This is a genomic window from Pirellulales bacterium (genome assembly GCA_019694455.1).
Classification (GTDB): Bacteria; Planctomycetota; Planctomycetia; order Pirellulales; family JAEUIK01; genus JAIBBY01.
Genome location: JAIBBY010000054.1, coordinates 1 through 16,641, shown reverse-complemented (window position 1 = coordinate 16,641; position 16,641 = coordinate 1). Strand labels below are relative to the sequence as shown.

General features: G+C 63.7%; 14 protein-coding genes. 10 read left to right on the top strand and 4 right to left on the bottom strand.

Annotation, left to right across the window (positions count from 1 at the left end; translation table 11 throughout):
* Window positions 1-63: 63 nt before the first annotated feature.
* The gene (locus K1X71_17530; GenBank protein MBX7074946.1) at window positions 64-384 is read right to left on the bottom strand and encodes a DUF971 domain-containing protein; all 321 of its coding nucleotides are present in this window, start codon (window positions 382-384) and stop codon (window positions 64-66) included.
* A 215-nt stretch (window positions 385-599) separates the two neighbouring features.
* On the opposite strand from K1X71_17530, the gene K1X71_17525 reads away from it, so the two are divergent.
* The 5 genes from K1X71_17525 to K1X71_17505 all read left to right on the top strand — a co-directional run bounded on the left by K1X71_17525 (window position 600) and on the right by K1X71_17505 (window position 7,122).
* On the top strand, window positions 600-1,712 hold the full coding sequence (locus tag K1X71_17525; GenBank protein ID MBX7074945.1) for a hypothetical protein: 1,113 nt from the start codon (window positions 600-602) through the stop codon (window positions 1,710-1,712).
* 55 nt (window positions 1,713-1,767) lie between these two features.
* The gene (locus K1X71_17520) at window positions 1,768-3,210 is read left to right on the top strand and encodes an aldehyde dehydrogenase family protein (protein ID MBX7074944.1); all 1,443 of its coding nucleotides are present in this window, start codon (window positions 1,768-1,770) and stop codon (window positions 3,208-3,210) included.
* Window positions 3,211-3,240: 30 nt separating this feature from the next.
* Entirely contained in the window at window positions 3,241-4,398 is a 1,158-nt protein-coding gene (locus K1X71_17515; protein MBX7074943.1) for an iron-containing alcohol dehydrogenase, read from the top strand.
* Between the two features lie 275 nt (window positions 4,399-4,673).
* The gene (locus K1X71_17510) at window positions 4,674-5,702 is read left to right on the top strand and encodes a PQQ-binding-like beta-propeller repeat protein (GenBank protein MBX7074942.1); all 1,029 of its coding nucleotides are present in this window, start codon (window positions 4,674-4,676) and stop codon (window positions 5,700-5,702) included.
* A 115-nt stretch (window positions 5,703-5,817) separates the two neighbouring features.
* Window positions 5,818-7,122: a coproporphyrinogen III oxidase family protein gene (locus K1X71_17505; GenBank protein MBX7074941.1), complete on the top strand. Its 1,305-nt coding sequence runs from the start codon at window positions 5,818-5,820 to the stop codon at window positions 7,120-7,122.
* A 241-nt stretch (window positions 7,123-7,363) separates the two neighbouring features.
* On the opposite strand, the gene K1X71_17500 is transcribed toward K1X71_17505, so the two are convergent.
* Window positions 7,364-8,188 carry a 3'-5' exonuclease gene (locus tag K1X71_17500; protein MBX7074940.1) on the bottom strand — a complete coding sequence of 275 codons (825 nt, stop codon included), beginning with the start codon at window positions 8,186-8,188 and terminating at the stop codon, window positions 7,364-7,366.
* Between the two features lie 162 nt (window positions 8,189-8,350).
* Between K1X71_17500 and ispG the strand changes: the two genes are divergently transcribed.
* The gene (ispG, locus tag K1X71_17495) at window positions 8,351-9,484 is read left to right on the top strand and encodes a (E)-4-hydroxy-3-methylbut-2-enyl-diphosphate synthase (GenBank protein MBX7074939.1); all 1,134 of its coding nucleotides are present in this window, start codon (window positions 8,351-8,353) and stop codon (window positions 9,482-9,484) included.
* A 476-nt stretch (window positions 9,485-9,960) separates the two neighbouring features.
* Here the strand turns inward: ispG and K1X71_17490 are convergent, their stop codons facing one another.
* Window positions 9,961-10,875 carry an alkaline phosphatase family protein gene (locus tag K1X71_17490; GenBank protein ID MBX7074938.1) on the bottom strand — a complete coding sequence of 305 codons (915 nt, stop codon included), beginning with the start codon at window positions 10,873-10,875 and terminating at the stop codon, window positions 9,961-9,963.
* A gap of 198 nt (window positions 10,876-11,073) precedes the next feature.
* On the opposite strand from K1X71_17490, the gene K1X71_17485 reads away from it, so the two are divergent.
* The 4 genes from K1X71_17485 (at window position 11,074) to K1X71_17470 (ending at window position 15,555) form a co-directional block, all read left to right on the top strand.
* A complete protein-coding gene (locus tag K1X71_17485) occupies window positions 11,074-11,328 on the top strand; it encodes a type II toxin-antitoxin system prevent-host-death family antitoxin (GenBank protein ID MBX7074937.1) in 255 nt (84 codons plus the stop codon).
* Window positions 11,325-11,744, top strand: coding sequence for a type II toxin-antitoxin system VapC family toxin (locus K1X71_17480; GenBank protein MBX7074936.1), 420 nt, complete (start codon window positions 11,325-11,327; stop codon window positions 11,742-11,744). The genes K1X71_17485 and K1X71_17480 overlap by 4 nt, the downstream gene beginning before the upstream one ends.
* Window positions 11,745-12,639: 895 nt before the next feature.
* Entirely contained in the window at window positions 12,640-13,815 is a 1,176-nt protein-coding gene (locus tag K1X71_17475; GenBank protein MBX7074935.1) for a DUF1559 domain-containing protein, read from the top strand.
* 375 nt (window positions 13,816-14,190) lie between these two features.
* A complete protein-coding gene (locus K1X71_17470; protein ID MBX7074934.1) occupies window positions 14,191-15,555 on the top strand; it encodes a Gfo/Idh/MocA family oxidoreductase in 1,365 nt (454 codons plus the stop codon).
* A 338-nt stretch (window positions 15,556-15,893) separates the two neighbouring features.
* On the opposite strand, the gene K1X71_17465 is transcribed toward K1X71_17470, so the two are convergent.
* The coding region (locus tag K1X71_17465) for a hypothetical protein (GenBank protein MBX7074933.1) at window positions 15,894-16,641 on the bottom strand (748 nt) is incomplete at its 5' end.

Genomic DNA, 16,641 nt, shown 5'->3' with positions numbered 1-16,641 from the left:
AAGTGACATCTATATAAGGAAGTCGCGGGCGTCGCGCGGCGGCCGCCATGCGCTGGCCGGCGACTAGGCAGCGGCCCCTAGCCGCCCCAACAGTTCAAACGTGTAGATCCCCGTGTCGTGCCCGTCGCTGAACTCGATCGCGTAGGCATAGTTGCCCACCGGCTTCATCCCCAATAGCTCCAGCGGTCGCGCCTCGGCGGCCGAAAGCACCGGCAACAGCCCCGCCGGCTGAGGGGGCGCGTCCCGCTTCTCGCGGCACGTCGCGCAAGGACACGCCTCGCGCAACTCGCGCACCGTGTACTCGCGCCGCGCTCCGTCGCTCCACTGAATCAAAAGCTTGCCCCCCGCCGCACGCTCAAGCTGGGTCGGATATGCCGTCGCCATGGCCGCTCGCTTTCCTCGTCCGCATTGACAGTAGCGGCCCATTCTACGCTGCTTCGCGCCGCGCCGCAGGCGGTTGTCGCGCGCCGCAAGATGCGGTATTTTCGCTGTTGGAAAATCGCCCCCCAGATTTGCCCGCCGGCCCTGCCCTGCCACGCTCGCCTCGCATTGCCCCGGCCGTCTCCGCCCGCACTTGTACTCGACTGGGAAATACCCGCATGAGCCCCACCGACGCCACCGCTGCCGCCACGCCAGAAGACATCCGCGCCGCTCGCCAAAAGCTCGACGCCCACGCCTACGAAACCGTGCAGTGGCACTTTCATCCGTCGAGCGGCTGCCCCTTCTGGTTGGAAAAGTCCAAGGAGCTAAAGTTCGATCCTCTGAAAGAAGTCAAAACTTACGACGACCTGAAAAAATTCCCCGAGTTTCAAGACGAGTGGCTCCGCGGCGGGCCAGTCCGTCGCTGGGTTCCTCAGGGACTCGCCAAAAAACCGGTCTATGTCTTTGAAACCGGCGGCACCACCGGCATCCCCAAAAGCCGTATCAGCATCGACGATTTCCGCACCGACTACGAGTTGTTCAGCGACACGCTCCCCGAGCAATATTTTCCGCGCGGCGCCAATTGGCTGATGCTTGGCCCCTCCGGTCCGCGCCGTCTGCGCTTGGCGGTCGAACACTTGGCGCAGCATCGCGGCGGCATCTGCTTTTGCGTCGATCTCGATCCGCGCTGGGTCATCAAGCTCATCAAAAAAGGTTGGATGGAGCACCTCGAAGCCTATAAGCAACACGTGATCGATCAGGCCATTAGCGTGCTCGGCGCGGGCCACGACATCCGCTGCATGTTCACCACTCCCAAGCTGCTCGAATCGCTCGCCACCGCGCTCGAGGCCCGTGGCTCGTCGATCAAAGAGAGCGGCATCACCGGCATCTTTTCCGGCGGCACCGAGTTTACGCCACAGTGGACCCGCTTTGCCTGCGAGGAACTGCTCGACGGCGTCTATATGACTCCCACCTATGGCAACACCCTGATGGGTCTGGCTTGCTCGCGCCCCGTCCGCGCCGAAGATGGCTACAAGATCACCTACTACGCTCCGCAACCACGCGCCGTGATCGAGGTGGTCGAGTTCGACAACTACCACCAGTCGGTCGGTTATGGCCAGACGGGCCGCGTCAAACTCACCACGCTCACCAAAGAATTCTTCGTCCCCGGTTTTTTGGAGCGCGACGAGGGAGAACGAGAGCAGCCGTACGCCAAATATCCTTGGGACGGCATCAGCGGCGTGCGTCCGTTTCACGAACTGGCCGAAGCCACAACCGTCGGCGTATATTGAACGTCTTGCTGTCGGCGCTGCCTGCGGAATTCCTCGCAACCGGAGATGATCTAGCGTGCTCGAAATTCCTGTTCTCCGCTGGGGCAAACCCTACGAGTCGCTCGAAAAAGAGGATGTCCTGCACTTCCTCACTGGCGAGCCGCTGGCCAAGGTGCATCAGGCCAACGCCGGGCTGGTGCAGCGCGACATGCGCCAAGCGCAGCGCGCCCGCGACGTGCTCCGCGACATCCCCTGCGACGAACTGATCGGCCGCATCCGCAAGGCCGCCGATCTCTACCTAAGTGGCACGCTCCCCGTCGGCACGGGCATGCAGTCGCCCGACGAGTTCGCCCGCATGCAATCGGCCACCACCGGCCTGCCGGTGCACATGGCCAAGGCGAACATGACCAAGAACCACTTCGTCTTGAGCCACATGGATCAAGTGCTCGATGCCCTCACCCGCGGCCTCGACCTGTCGATCCTCACCAGCGGCTACGGTGTCGAACAGCGCGGCGTCGTCGTCAGCTACCAAGCGCAGTCGCCGGTGCTGGGTCTGGTGCTCCCCTCCAACTCCCCTGGCGTGCATACCCTTTGGCTGCCCGTCATTCCCATGCAAATCGGCCTGGTGCTCAAGCCCGGCCCGCAAGAACCGTGGACTCCGTACCGCATGACCGCCGCCTTCACCGAGGCGGGCATCCCGCGTGAGGCCATCTCAATCTATCCCGGCGGCGCCGATGTCGGCGCGGCGGTCCTGTCGTCCGCTGAGCGCTGCATGATCTTCGGCGGCGCCCCCACCGTCGAACGCTACAAAGGCAACCCCCGCGTGCAGGTGCATGGCCCCGGCTTCAGCAAGATTCTCCTCGGCGACGACGTGGTCGACCGCTGGGAAGAATACATCGACTTGATGGCCGACAGCGTCTATCTCAACAGCGGCCGTGGCTGCATTAACTGCTCCGCCGTCTGGGCCTCGCGCCACACCAAGGAAATCGCCCAAGCGCTGGCCGAAAAGATCGGCCCCGTCGAGGTCAAACCGCCCGACGATCCCCAGGCCGCCTTGGCCGCCTTCACCATCCCTGGCTCGGCCGCCGCTATTTGGAAGTCGATCGAAGCCGGCTTCAAAGAATCAGGCGTCACCCACATGACCGAAAAGTACGGCCCGCGCCTGGTCGAACTGGAGCGCGCCGCCTACCTGCGTCCCACAGTTGTGCATTGCGCGTCGCCAGAGCCGGCGCTCGCCAAGGCCGAATATATGTTCCCGTTTGTCAGCGTGGTCGAGTGCCCACAAGACAAAATGCTCCAATCCATCGGTCCCACGCTGGTCTGCACCGGCATCACCGACGATCCCAAGTTGCAACGCGCCCTGACAGACGCCACCCACATCGACCGCCTCAATATCGGGGCCATTCCCACCATCAAACTCGACTGGCTCCAGCCCCACGAAGGAAACATCGTCGAGTTCCTGTTCCGCGCCCGCGCCTTCCAAGTCCCCGCCGACCGGCTCGCCACGCTGGCAAGCTAGTCGCGCGCGTCCACCCCACCGGCTCGCAGCATGACTTTCACCCCCTTCGACTTTCAACCGACGACGCGCATCGTCTTCGGGCCAGACAAGGTCGACGAACTGGGGCAACTGGCGCAACAGCTTGGCGGCGGCCGCGCCTTGGTCGTCACCGATGCCGGGCTCGTCGCCGCGGGGCATGCCAATCACTCGCTCGCGGCCCTCGCCGCGGCCGGCATCGCCGCCGAGGTCTTTGCCCAAGTCCACGAAAACCCCTCCACCCTCGATGTCGAAACCGGCGCCCAACTCGCCCGGCAGTTCCAGCCCACGCTGCTGGTTGGGCTGGGCGGCGGCAGCTCGATGGACTGCGCCAAGGGAATCAACTTTCTCTATTCCTGCGGCGGCCGCATGCAGGACTATTGGGGAGTCGGCAAGGCCACCGGCCCCATGCTCCCGATGATCGCCGTCCCCACCACCGCTGGCACCGGCAGCGAAACGCAGTCGTTCGCCCTCATCTCCGACGCCGACACCCACACCAAGATGGCCTGCGGCGACAAGCGCGCCGCCTGCCGGGTGGCCATTCTCGATCCCAAGCTCACCCTCACGCAGCCGCCGCGCGTCACCGCGCTCACTGGCCTGGACGCCATCGCCCATGCGGTCGAAAGCTACGTCGCCACGCGGCGCAATCCTCTTTCGCTCTGCTTTGCCCGCGAGGCTTGGCGCCACCTGGAAGACAGCTTCTCCCGCGTGCTGCGCGATCCCACCGATCTCGAAGCCCGCGCCGGCATGCAGCTTGGCGCCTCGCTGGCCGGCCTCTCCATCGAGCACTCCATGCTCGGCGCCGCGCACGCGCTGGCCAATCCGCTCACGGCGCAGTTCGGCGTCGCGCATGGTCAGGCGGTGTCGCTCATGTTGCCGCATGTGGTGCGATTTAACGGCGTCGCTTGCCAAACGTGGTATCAAGAACTGCTCGCCGCCAGTAGCGGTCAGAACGGCGCACCGCGCGTCGAGCATGGCGCCGACGGGCTCGCCGATTTCCTGATGAGCCTGGTCGACTCCGCCGCGCTCCCCACGCGCTTAGGCGCGCTCGGCATCGACGAATCGCGCCTCGACGACCTGGCCGCCGCCGCCGCCAGGCAGTGGACAGCCGGCTTCAATCCCCGCGCAGTCGGCATCGCCGAACTACGCGAGCTTTACCGGGGGGCCCTATGATCGCGCGTCGCGCTGGCTGCATCGTGGCGCCGCTATTAGCGGCACTGGTCATTCTCTCCGGCTGCGGCCAATCGCCGCCAGCCGCCAACCAATCTAGCGAACCTTCTGCGCCGGCGACGACCGTCCACGAACCCACAACTAGCGAGCCATCTGCCGAAACGGCGACTGGCGAGGTCGCCACCGCTGCCACCGACATTCCGCACGACCCGCCGGCCGCGCCACCAGAAGAAATCGTCACCGATCCCGCACTCTGGCCCAGCGCCGAGGCCTGGCCCATGGGGCGCGGTTCACCACTGGCCACCGGTGTTGCCGTCAGCCAACTGCCCGACAAGCCCGATCTGCTGTGGAAGTTCACCGCGCCCGATGGCGCCTTCGAAACCAGCCCCATCATCGTCGATGGCACGGTCTACATCGGTTGCCTCAACGGCTATCTCTACGCGCTCAACCTCGCCGATGGCGCCGAAAAGTGGAAGTACCATAGCGAGCTTGGCTTCTACGCCTCCCCCGCGCTCAAAAACAGCAAACTCTACATCGGCGACGCCGAGGGCAAGTTCCACTGCGTCAGCGCCGCCACCGGCGATCTGCTCTGGGGCTTTGCCTCGCAGGCCGAGATCAACTCCGGAGCCAACTTCCACGGCGCCAACGTCCTCTTCGGTTCGCAAGATTCGCATCTCTACTGCCTCGACGCCGAATCGGGCAAAGAGGTCTGGCGCTTCGCCATCGACGATCAAATCCGCTGCTTTCCCACCGTCGTCGGCGATCGCTCCTTCGTCGCTGGCTGCGACAGCAAGTTCCACATCGTCGACCTCACCACCGGCACGGAAGTCGCCAGCGTCGATATCGAGGCGCCCACCGGCGCCGCGCCCGCCGTCGGTGGAGACTTTGTCTACTTCGGCACCGAGGGCGAAACCGTCCTCTGCATCAACTGGCAAAATCCCCAAGTCGTCTGGAAATATCGCGACCCCAAAAAACGCATGCCGTTTCGCTCCTCCGCGGCCCTCGCGCCGCAACTGGTGATCGTCGGCGGACGAGACAAAGTCGTCCACGCCCTCGATCGCGCCAGCGGCGAAGAGCGCTGGCGATTCGTCACCAAGGGACGCGTCGACGCCTCGCCCGTCATCGTCGGCCAGCGCGCCTATGTCGGTTCGGCCGATGGGCGCATTTACGGTTTGAATGTCGACAGCGGCCAACCAGAATGGGAGTATGAAGCGGGCGGAGGCTTCTCCGGCGGCGCCGCGGTGGCGGCCGGCAAGCTGGTCATCGCCAGCGAAGACGGCTTCGTTTACTGCTTCGGCCAGAAGTAACCGCCTAGGGCCCGCCAACCAATCCAAATTCAAACCACTGCTGAATTCACGACTCGACGAGGTCTTGCGCCCAGCAACACACACGCCGTTAGCCAACCCGCGGGAGGATGCCGACATGGCCACAGACACGCAAAAAAACACCGAGGTCGGCAGCTACTTCATCGCCAACTATCCTCCCTTCTCGCAGTGGGGCCCCGAGGCGCTGCCGCAGGTCCGCGCCGCGCTCCAGTCGCCGCCGGCCGCTGTTCCGCTCGGTCTCTATCTGCATATCCCCTTTTGTCGCAAGCGCTGCAAGTTCTGCTACTTTCGCGTCTACACCGATAAGACCGCCGGCGACGTCGAGACCTATGTCGCCGCTCTCTCGCGCGAAATCGAGCTCGTCAGCCAACTCCCGGTTATGGGCGGTCGCCCCTTCCGCTTCGTCTATTTCGGCGGCGGCACACCGTCGTTCTTGAGCGGCAAACAACTCACCAGCCTCGTCGATCGCCTCCGCGCCAACATCAACTGGGACCAGGCCGAAGAGGTCACCTTCGAGTGCGAGCCCGGCACCCTCTCGCGCCCCAAGCTGGAAACGCTCAAAGAGCTGGGCATCACCCGCATTAGCCTCGGCGTAGAGAACTTTGGCGAGGCCGTGCTGGAAGCCAACGGCCGCGCGCATCAAGCGGCCGAGATCTTCCGCGCCTGGGACTGGATCCGCGACATCGGCTTTGTCAACACCAACATCGACCTCATCGCCGGCATGGTCGGCGAGACCGACGCCAATTGGCGCATGTGCCTGGAGCGCACCGTCGAGCTCGCCCCCGACAGCGTCACCATCTATCAAATGGAACTCCCCTTCAACACTGTCATCTCGCAAGACATCCTGCACGGCGGCCAAAGCCCCATCGCCGACTGGGCCACCAAGCGCCGCTGGATGAGCGAGGCCTACGACGCGCTCGGCGCCGCCGGCTACTCTGTCTCCAGCGCTTACACCCTGGTGCGCGACAAGCATCGCGTCAACTTCAGCTATCGAGACAATCTCTGGCGCGGCTCCGACCTGTTGGCCACCGGCGTCGCCAGCTTTGGCCATGCCTCCGGCGTGCATTACCAAAACCACCCCGACTGGGCGCAGTACATCGCCGCCCTCGACGCCGGCCAGTTGCCGCTGGCCCGCGGCCTGCGCCCCACCCCGCATCAAATGCTCATTCGCGAGATGGTCTTGCAACTCAAAACAGGCCAACTCGACGCGGGCTACTTCCGCCAAAAATACTCCGCCGAGATCGTGTCCGACTGGCGCGACGTCTGGCAAAAATACGCGACCGACGGCTGGGCGCAGATCGACGGCGATCAGATCACCCTCACCCGCGACGGTCTCTTGCGCGTCGACGCCTTGCTCCCCGCCTTCTTCGAGCCAGAACACCAAGGCGTCCGCTATACCTGATCGTTCAGCGGCAAGCTTGGCGTGAGAACAACTCCCCTGTTCCCCCGCTGCGTCTTCGCGCCTCTGCGGCTCCTCCTTCCTCCCTTGCGCCGGTGTGCCATGCTCCACGGCGCAGCCGTGGGCATGCCGAGCAACGCGCGAGTCAAGCTCAGCCTTCGCCCCCGCGCAGCGAAGCGCAGCAGGGGGAGAAGGTGGCCGAAGGCCGGATGAGGGGGGAGGGCTTACACTCACTGCCAACACTTCATTCGCGCGGATCGTGCCAGTCTCCCCACTTCGACAGATAGCTCTGGTACGCCGGCGAATCCTTAGCCCGCGCCAAGAGCCACTCCTTCGTCTCCGCCACGATCCCCTGTTCCTCATCCAGCGACAAATCGCCCAGCATCACATGACTGCGCAAAAACGTGAAATACGTGTCCAACGTGTCGCAGCGGCAGTAGTCGTTGATCTCGGCCAGCTTGTCCTCGTTGTACAGGTCCTGCACCATGCAGCCTTGCACGTCCATCTTGCCGGGCTTGCCCAGCAGATTCGCCGCCAGGTTCAATCCCCCCGTGAACCGCGTGCAACCAAAGTTGGTGAGCAACTCCTGCAGGTCGAAATGCCCATCCAGGTTGAAGCGGTTTCGCGGCTGCTCAAAGCTCCGCGCCTTCAGCGCGAACCAGTTCGGGATTGCGATGCCGTAGCGAAACGCCGACAACTCCAGCACCGGAATGTCGAACGTCCGCCCGTTGAAGCTCACCAACGTCGGCCGTCCATACTTTTCCCAGCCGCGCCAAAAGTGCTCGGTGATCACGTGCGGCCGAAACCGCGGCTCGTCCAACACCACCAGGTCGATCAGCCGGTAGTCGCTCGCCACCTTGGCGATTGCCGCCGATACCGGAACCTGATAGGTGTACGGGATAAAGTCGCTGTCAAACTTTTCCAACAACTCCGCCCGGTAGCGGCTCACCGCCTCGTCGGCCGGCAGGTTCTGCCCCGGGTAGCGCAGCTTGGAAACCAAGGCTCCATCGGCCACGGTTTCCAGATCAAACACCAGATAGCGAACACTCGCCGCGGGCGTCATGGCCATTCCTTGTCGTTGGCGGCGGCGACCCAATCCGGCAACTGCGGTTGCCAAGTGGCGCCGCGATTCTGAGAATAGTGGAGAATAACAAATCTCCCTCGCGCCGCGCATCCCCACCCCAGCGATCGGCGGCGCGCGGGGCACGCCACGCCCGAGGCTCCGCAGCACGTGAACATCTCCCGCAACCCCACGCGTTCGGTTCGTATTGGCGACCACTCCATTGGCGGCGGCGCGCCGATCTCAGTGCAAAGCATGACCGCCACCCACACCCAAGACATCGAGGCCACCGCCGCTCAGGTCGAGGCCCTGCGGGCGGCCGGCGCCAACCTGGTGCGCATCGCCGTCGATAGCCAAAAAGACGCCGCCGCGCTGGCCGAGATTCGCCAGCGGACCAAGGCCAACCTCTCGGTCGACCTGCAAGAGAATTACCGCCTCGCTCTGCACGTGGCGCCCCATGTCGACGAGGTGCGCTACAACCCCGGCCATCTCTACCACCACGAGCGCGAAAAGCCGTGGCAGGACAAGGTCAAGTTCCTTGCCGAGGTCGCCGGCGCCAACGACTGCGCCATGCGCGTCGGCGTCAACTGCGGCTCGGTCGATCCCGCAGCCGCCGAGCGCTACGACGCGCACGACTCCATCTCGCCGATGATCGCCAGCGCGCGGGAGCATTGCGAGTTGCTCGATCGTCTCGGCTTTGCGCGCTACAACGTCTCGCTCAAAGACTCCGACCCCGCCAAGGTGATCGAGGTCAATCGCCGCTTCGCCGCCGAGCGCCCCGATGTGCCGCTGCACCTGGGCGTGACCGAGGCCGGTCTGCCCCCCGACGGCGTCATCAAAACCCGCATCGCCTTCGAGCAACTCATCAGCCGTGGCATTGGCGACACCATCCGCGTCTCGCTCACGGTGCCCAATCATCGCAAGCCCGAGGAGATTCAGGCCGGCCGGCAAATCCTGGCCGACATCGCCGCCGGCCGCGTGCGCAGCGTGGTCGACTTCGGCGCCAAGTCGATCAACATCATCAGTTGCCCCAGTTGCTCGCGTGTGGAAAACGAGGCCTTCATCGAACTGGCGCAAGACGTCAAGGAAATGACAGCCTACGCCAAGGAGCACGCCATCACCATTGCCGTGATGGGCTGTCGCGTGAACGGCCCCGGCGAAACCGACGACGCCGATCTCGGCCTCTGGTGCGGGCCCAACTTCGTGAATCTCAAAAAGGGGCCGGAAGAACTAGGCGCCTTCCCTTACGACAAAATCTTGCCGCGCCTCCGCGAAGAGCTCGACCGCCTCATCGCCGCCCGTTAACTCACCGGCCGCCATCCCGGTTCCAATCAACAACTCTCCTGCTCCACAACTCTCCTGCTCAGTTTCCGCCCCCCTTCCCCTCTCCTCTCCGCGCCTTTGCGCCTCCGCGTTTCTTCCTGCTTTCTCCCTCCGCGCCGTGTGACATGCTCCGCGGCGCAGCCGTGGGCATGCCGAGCCACGTGCGATCCGATTTCGGCCTTCGCCCCCGCGCAGCTCGCAACAGATTGCACCCCTCGTCGCTGCGAGTGCGAGTCCATTTCGCCCTTCGCCCCCGCGCAGCGAAGCGCAGCAGGGGGAGAAGGTGGCCGACAGGCCGGATGAGGGGGCCTTCCCGTAACTCACCGGCCGCCATCCCGGTTCCAATCAACAACTCTCCTGCTCTCCTGCTCCACAACTCTCCTGCTCAGTTTCCGCTCCCCTCCTCTCCGCGCCTCTGCGTCTCAGCGGTTCCTTCTTCCTCCCCCAGCCACTCGCCGCTACTTCAGCCCCACCGGCTTGCCATCCAGCCCCCACTCCTCCTTCGGTTCCACCCCCAGGTAGGCCAGCGCCGTGGCCGGCACATCCACCAGATAGGCCCCGTCGATCTTGCCGCGCTGGGCTGCCTCGCCCGAAACGATCACAAAGCTGTTCAAGATCTCGGGCACTTGATGCCCGGCGCTATGGCTGGTTCCCTTGCCGCCGTGGTCGCTGGTGACGAGCACCAGCCACTCTTCATCGGCATAGGTTTTTCGCGCGCGCATCGCGTCGACCACTTCACCGACTAGTTTGTCGGCCTGCTCAACCGCGGCGACATATTCCTTCACCGTGGGGTGAAAACCATGCTTGTGCCCCGCCTCATCCACCTGGCCAATGTAGTAAAACAAGATCGTCGGATCGTCCTCGGCCAATAGCTTGACGGCCGCCTTGACCGCCGCTTCGTCCGCCTTGGCATAGCCGCCGTCCAGCGGAATGAACTGCCGCGCCACGTCGGCCCCGCTGACGATGAATTGCTGAATCGGAATCCACGTCACCACCGATGCGGTCCGTGCCTCGGGTCGCGCTTCTTTCAGCCGCGCGAACAGATGCGGAAACTTCTCGTAGTTCCTCCCTTTGAACGAGTTGTCGTGTACCCCGTGCTTGTCGGCCCATACCGAAGTCAAAATGCTCGACCAGCCCGGCCCGCTGATGGTGTCGTTCTTCTGATAGCGCTCGCCGAGAATCAGGCAGTCCGAGTCATAGCAGCCGTCGGCCATCAACTTGTCGAGGTTGGGCGTGTTGGCGGCCTCGATCGTGTCGAACCGGCAACCGTCGATGCCGATGAATAACACCTTCCGCTTGGCGTCGGCCCCTTGCGCCGCCGAAAAGCAAACCGCCGCCAGCAACAACCAACCGCACAACACGCGTCGTGACATGACCGCCTCCGAAAAACCGATGCGCTACTCCAAAATGAAATGCAGGGTCAGTTTGCGCTCTCCCCCCGCGCCTGTCGAGCAAATCGGCGCGGCGCGCGGCGGCAGCAAAGCCCCACTCCGCAAGTTTGCCCCGGAACGCGTTTAGACTTAGACTAGTCTATCGACTAGTTGAATCGGTCGCCCCTTCGGGACAACACCATGACCGCATCAGAAAACGTAATCGGCGCCTATGACGCCAAAACCCATTTCTCCGCAATCCTGCAACGTGTGGCCAACGGCGAAGAATTCACAATCACCCACCGCGGCGTCCCCGTCGCGCGCTTAGCGCCCGCCCAGCCTGCCACGTCGGCCGAGGCGCGGCGAGAGGCCATTCGCGCCATGCGTCAAGTCGCCAGCCGCAGCCAACTGCGCGGGCTCAAGGTCAAGGAGCTGATCGCCGAGGGGCGCAAATGACTCCCGCATTTGTCTTGGATAGCTCGGTTACCATGGCGTGGTGCTTCGGTGACGAATTCACCCCCGCCACAGCCAAACTACAAGATCAATTGATCGACGCTGCCGCGATCGTGCCGCCGCATTGGCCGCTGGAGGTGATCAATGTGCTCCGCACTGCCGAGAAAAGGCGGCGCATTTCGGTCGCCGATTCGCAGCTATTCGTGCAGTCGTTGCGAGCTTCTGCGATCCAAATTGATGACGGCTTCTCGAACCAAGCCTTTGACCACTGCTTCGCTCTCTGCCGCGCACATGGGCTGACGAGCTACGACGCTGCCTATCTCGAACTGGCCCTGCGCCAACAATTACCGCTGGCGTCGCTCGACGACGATCTGCGCAGGGTCGCGAAGCAATTAGGCGTCAAAGTGCTGGGTAAATAAACCGCCCGGTCCACTGCGGTTCCTGGCCACATAGGCTCCCCTGCTCTCCTCCTCTCCTGCTCTCCTCCTCTCCTGCTCTCCTCCTCTCCTGCTCTCCTCCTCTCCTGCTCTCCTCCTCTCCTGCTCCCTTCTCTCCTGCTCCCTTCTCTCCTCTTCCCCTGTTCAATCTCTCCCCCCCTCTGCGTCTCTGCGTCTCGGCGGTTCAACTTCCCTCGCCACCATCTCATTCCGAAAACTCCGAAAACCCTCTCGCCCCTCTCGCGCGTGCGGCACGTCGCAAGCCGTGACACGCCAAAGTCTTCCGAAAACAGAATCCCCATTCACATTTGTTTTCGGACAGACGTTTTCGGAGTTCACCCCCCCTGTTTTCGCTTTTCGAGCGCAATTCAATTCTGCCTCCCCCCGGCGGCCCAACAGGCCGCCTCTCCTGCTCCCCTGCTCAATCCCCTCCCCCTCTGCGCCTCCGCGTCTCTGCGGTTCTTCTTCCCACGCCACTACCCCGATTCCGAAAACTCCGAAAACTCCCCACCTCGATTCGCGCTACAGCCGAAGTCGCAACCAATTCACATGACAAAGCTTGCCGCGATGAACACTGGCGCTCGGGCCGGTTTTCGGACAGACGTTTTCGGAGTCCACCCCCCTGTTCTCGCATTTCGAGCGCCATTCAAATCTTCCCCCTCCCCTCCCTCTGCGTCTCCGCGTCTCTGCGGTTCCTACTTCCCCCTCGCGTCTCTGCATTAGCCTTCCGCCCCAATTCGTTTGGCTGCAAACAATTGCGGGCGTGCCGCGCCCCCAAAATGTTCAAAAAATCTGCTGGCAATTTCGCCCCTCGCTTGCAACAATTGATGGCGGAACGGACAGGGGTCTCGTCTCAAGCTCTAGGAGAGGTATTCCCATGGCTCGCCAAAAACGAGTTACGCATCCCCGTGCGCGGCAGGGCTTTACGCTCGTCGAACTGCTGGTCGTGATCAGCATTATCGGCATGTTGGCCGCGCTGTTGTTGCCCGCGGTCAATCAAGCGCGCGAGGCTGGCCGCCGTGCCCAGTGCGTCAACAACCAGCGCCAAGTCGGCCTGGCGGTGGTGCAATACGAGCAGCGCGCCAATTCCTACCCTGGCTACGTCAACCCGCAGGCTATTAATCCCGTCTCCAAAAACGCCGCTCGTCCCGTGGGCTGGATGTTCTCGCTCCTCCCCTACGTCGAACGCACCGACATCGTCGACAACTACGGCACCGCCGCCTATTCGGCCACCGTAGTGAATAATCTCGCAAATCCTAGCATGTCCCCCGATCTCGGCCTGAAGATCGTCACCTGCCCCAGCGACGCTCGGGTAGAGAACTCCGACGGCGGCACCGAGGTCAACTCCTGGCTCAGCTACGTCGTCAACTGCGGCCTCAAGGATCAGGAAGGCAACCTCACCGGCACGGCCCTCGATTCACCGCGCGACTACGCCGCCAACGGCATCTTTCAGTTCAACTATCCCTACAACCTGCAAGTGGCGTTTCCCGCTCAGTATCCTCCTGCGGCAAATACCACCGGGGATCTTCCGTCGCTCGAAAAGATCACTAAGGTCTCCAGCAGTTTGATCTCCAGTGGCGACGGCATGGCCACCACCCTGCTCCTCTCCGAGAATGTCGATTCCGGCAACTGGACCAACATCTACGAGTCGCAGGTTGGATTCGTCTGGCAGGCGGGCGTCGATAGCAGCGGCGTGGCGACCAACATGCCCTGTCCGGCCGGCGACTTTTTGGCCGAAAGCCTCCGTCGCATGAATCAAGACACCGGTCTGGTTGAGCCGTATGTCAACACCGCCGGCGCGGCCACGGCCTACACCTTTGGCCGCCCGTCGAGCTATCACCCAGGTGGTGTCGTCGCCACCTTCTGCGACGACCACACCACCTTCCTTTCCGACCAGATCGAGTACATCGTCTACTGTCAGTTGATGACCCCCCGCGGTAAGGCCTCGTCGCCGGCTGGCACGTACGCCACCACGGGACCGTTCATCAACAACTCCGCTTCGGCGGCGCTGAAGATTTACGCTCAGCGCGCCCTCAACGAAAAAGACTTTTAGTCCGTTCCGTTCCGCTTGAGACCGACCCTTGCAAACCCCTGCGGCCCTCAACAAGCCGCGGGGGTTTTTTATGCGCCCCCCAATCTGGAGGGCCCACCGTCTGGCGCGCTCAATTCTCTGCCCGACAGGCCCCGCGCCGGCAGCTATAATGGCGATCGCCGCGCCGCCGGTGTATGCTCATCGCCAGCGCATGATCGCAAGACTTCCTCACAATTCCACCTCGCCCCCACGCTAGCCGGGAGGAGAGGTCCGGCCGCTGGCCGGGGTGAGGGGGTCGTAACGAACCACTAAGCACTAACCACTTCCTGCCACTTCCCACCCCAAAAACCGCCAGGCTCTCCCAGCCCGGCCAGCGCAAAAAAGGAAACTTCCGCCATGAGCGCTAACGAATCGACCGTCACCCGTCGCGATCTGCTCAAAACGGCCGGCGCCATGGCCGCGGTGAGCACGCTAGGTCAGTTGCATGTTCCGCACGTCCATGCCGGTGAAGACAACACCATTCGCATCGCGCTCATCGGCTGCGGCGGGCGCGGCGCCGGAGCCGCGGTCAACGCCCTGTCGGTCCCCAACGGCCCCACCAAGCTGGTCGCCATGGCCGACGTGTTCGAGCATCGGCTCAAGAGCGCTTACGACAACATTCAACCGTCGTATGGCGACAAGGTAGATGTGCCCGACGATCGTAAGTTCGTCAGCTTCGATGGTTACAAGCAGGCCATGGACTGTCTGCGGCCGGGCGATGTCGCGATCCTGGCCACCCCGCCGGCGTTCCGCTGGCCGCACTTTCGCTACGCCATCGACAAAGGGCTGAACGTCTTCATGGAGAAGCCCGTCACGGTCGACGGCCCCAGCACGCGCCGCATGTTCGCCCTGGCCGAGGAGTCGGAGCAAAAGAATCTCAAGGTCGGCGTTGGCCTCATGTGCCGCCACTGCGAGGCTCGCGCCGAGTTGCACGACCGCATCAAGCAAGGCGAGATCGGCGACATCATCCTGATGCGCGCCTATCGGTTGGCCGGCCCCACCGCCCACGCCTTCTGCGGCCCCAAGCCCGACGGCATGAGCGAGTTGCTCTATCAGATTCAAGAGTTCCACGCCTTCCTCTGGGCGAGCGGCGGCGCCTATAGCGACTTTCTCATTCACAACATCGATGAGTGCTGCTGGATGAAGGACGCCTGGCCCATTGAGGCCAAGTCGTCTGGCGGACGCCACTACCGCGGCGATTACGTCGATCAAAACTTCGACAGCTACAGCACCGAGTACACCTTTGCCGACGGCGCCAAGCTCATGCTCGAAGGTCGCACCATGCAAGGCTGCCACGACGAGTTCGCCAGCTACGCCCACGGCAGCAAGGGCGCGGCCATCATCTCCACCGCCGGGCATACGCCCGCCCGCTGCCGCATCTTCAAAGGGCAGAACTTCGTCAAGGAAGATCAGGTGTGGAAGTACGGCCGCGAGCAAAACCCGTATCAACTGGAGTGGGACCACCTCATTCAGGCCATCCGCGACGACAAGCCGTACAACGAGGTCCGACGCGGCGCCGAGGCCAGCCTGATCACCAGCATGGGCCGCATGTCGGCTCACACCGGCCAGGTGATCACACGCGACCAGATGCTCAACTGCGAGCACGAGTTCGCGCCGCAGGTGGCCGAATTGACGATGGACAGCCCCGCCCCGCTCTTGGCTCTGGCCGACGGCAAGTACCCCGTGCCGCAACCCGGCATCGTCACCCACCGCGAGTATTAATCAAGCGGCAGCAAGGCAACTCTAGCCCGAGCGCGCGGCGCGGCGTCGCGTGCTCGGGCCTTTTATTGCGCCTTCATCCAAACTCAACTGCTCCACTAATCCCCTGCTCCAGCTTGCGCGCCATGCTCCACGGCGACAGCCATCAGCATGCGGTAAATTCTTCGTGCGAGTCTATCTCGACCTTCGCCCCCGCGCAGCGAAGCGTAGCAGGGGGAGAAGGTGGCCGCAGGCCGGATGAGGGGGTGTTCCTCAACCCACGGGCCGCGGCAATCGCGCCCCAGCCAATCCGTTCTACTATCCTCGCTGCGTCTCCGCGTCTCCGCGGTTCCGCATCCCGCCTATCGTTTCTGCTTCGCCCGCGCCAGGTCTTCGATCAGGTCGCTCGGCGACTCGAACAGATCCGACACCGCCGAGTGCCAGGCCAATGTGGCCAATTGCTCCGCCGAGAAAGAAGCCGCCGGCGCCGCGGCAACACTCGCTGGCGACGCCGCCGCAACAGCCTCCGGCTGCGGCAAGCCAGCCGCTGCGATCGGGGCGGCTGCCGCCGCGGCCGTTGGCGTCCCGCTCTCTCGATTGATGTGGTTGATCACCCGCAGCGCGTCGATCGCGGTCACGCGGCCGTCGCCGTTCACGTCAAGCTTGGTCGCGCTCACGCTCAGCGAGGTCGGCGTGCCGCCGTTGGCCGGCGCCCGATTGATGGCGTTGATCACCACCAGCGCGTCGAGCGAACTGATCTTGCCGTCGCCATTCACATCCAGCGCCGCGTCGACCCCCGCCGCCACGCCTTGCGACACGGCCTGCGCCGTGCCGATCGCCGCCTGACGCGCGTTGTCCAGCGTGGCGAACACGCTCTTGCCGCTCGACAGGTCGCTCGATCCGCCAATCGTGATCGATTGCGTCGTCGCGCCCGCGGGGATCGTGATCGAGCCTCCTTGCGCGGCGAAGTCGCTGGTGAAGTAATCCACGGTCACGGCGGTCGTGGCCGCTTGCGACAGCTTCACGTTCAGCTTGATCTGCGGCGCGCCGTTCAGCCCGGTTGTCACCTGCACCGAGTCGAGCGAAACCGTTGGCCCACTCGTCGGCGGA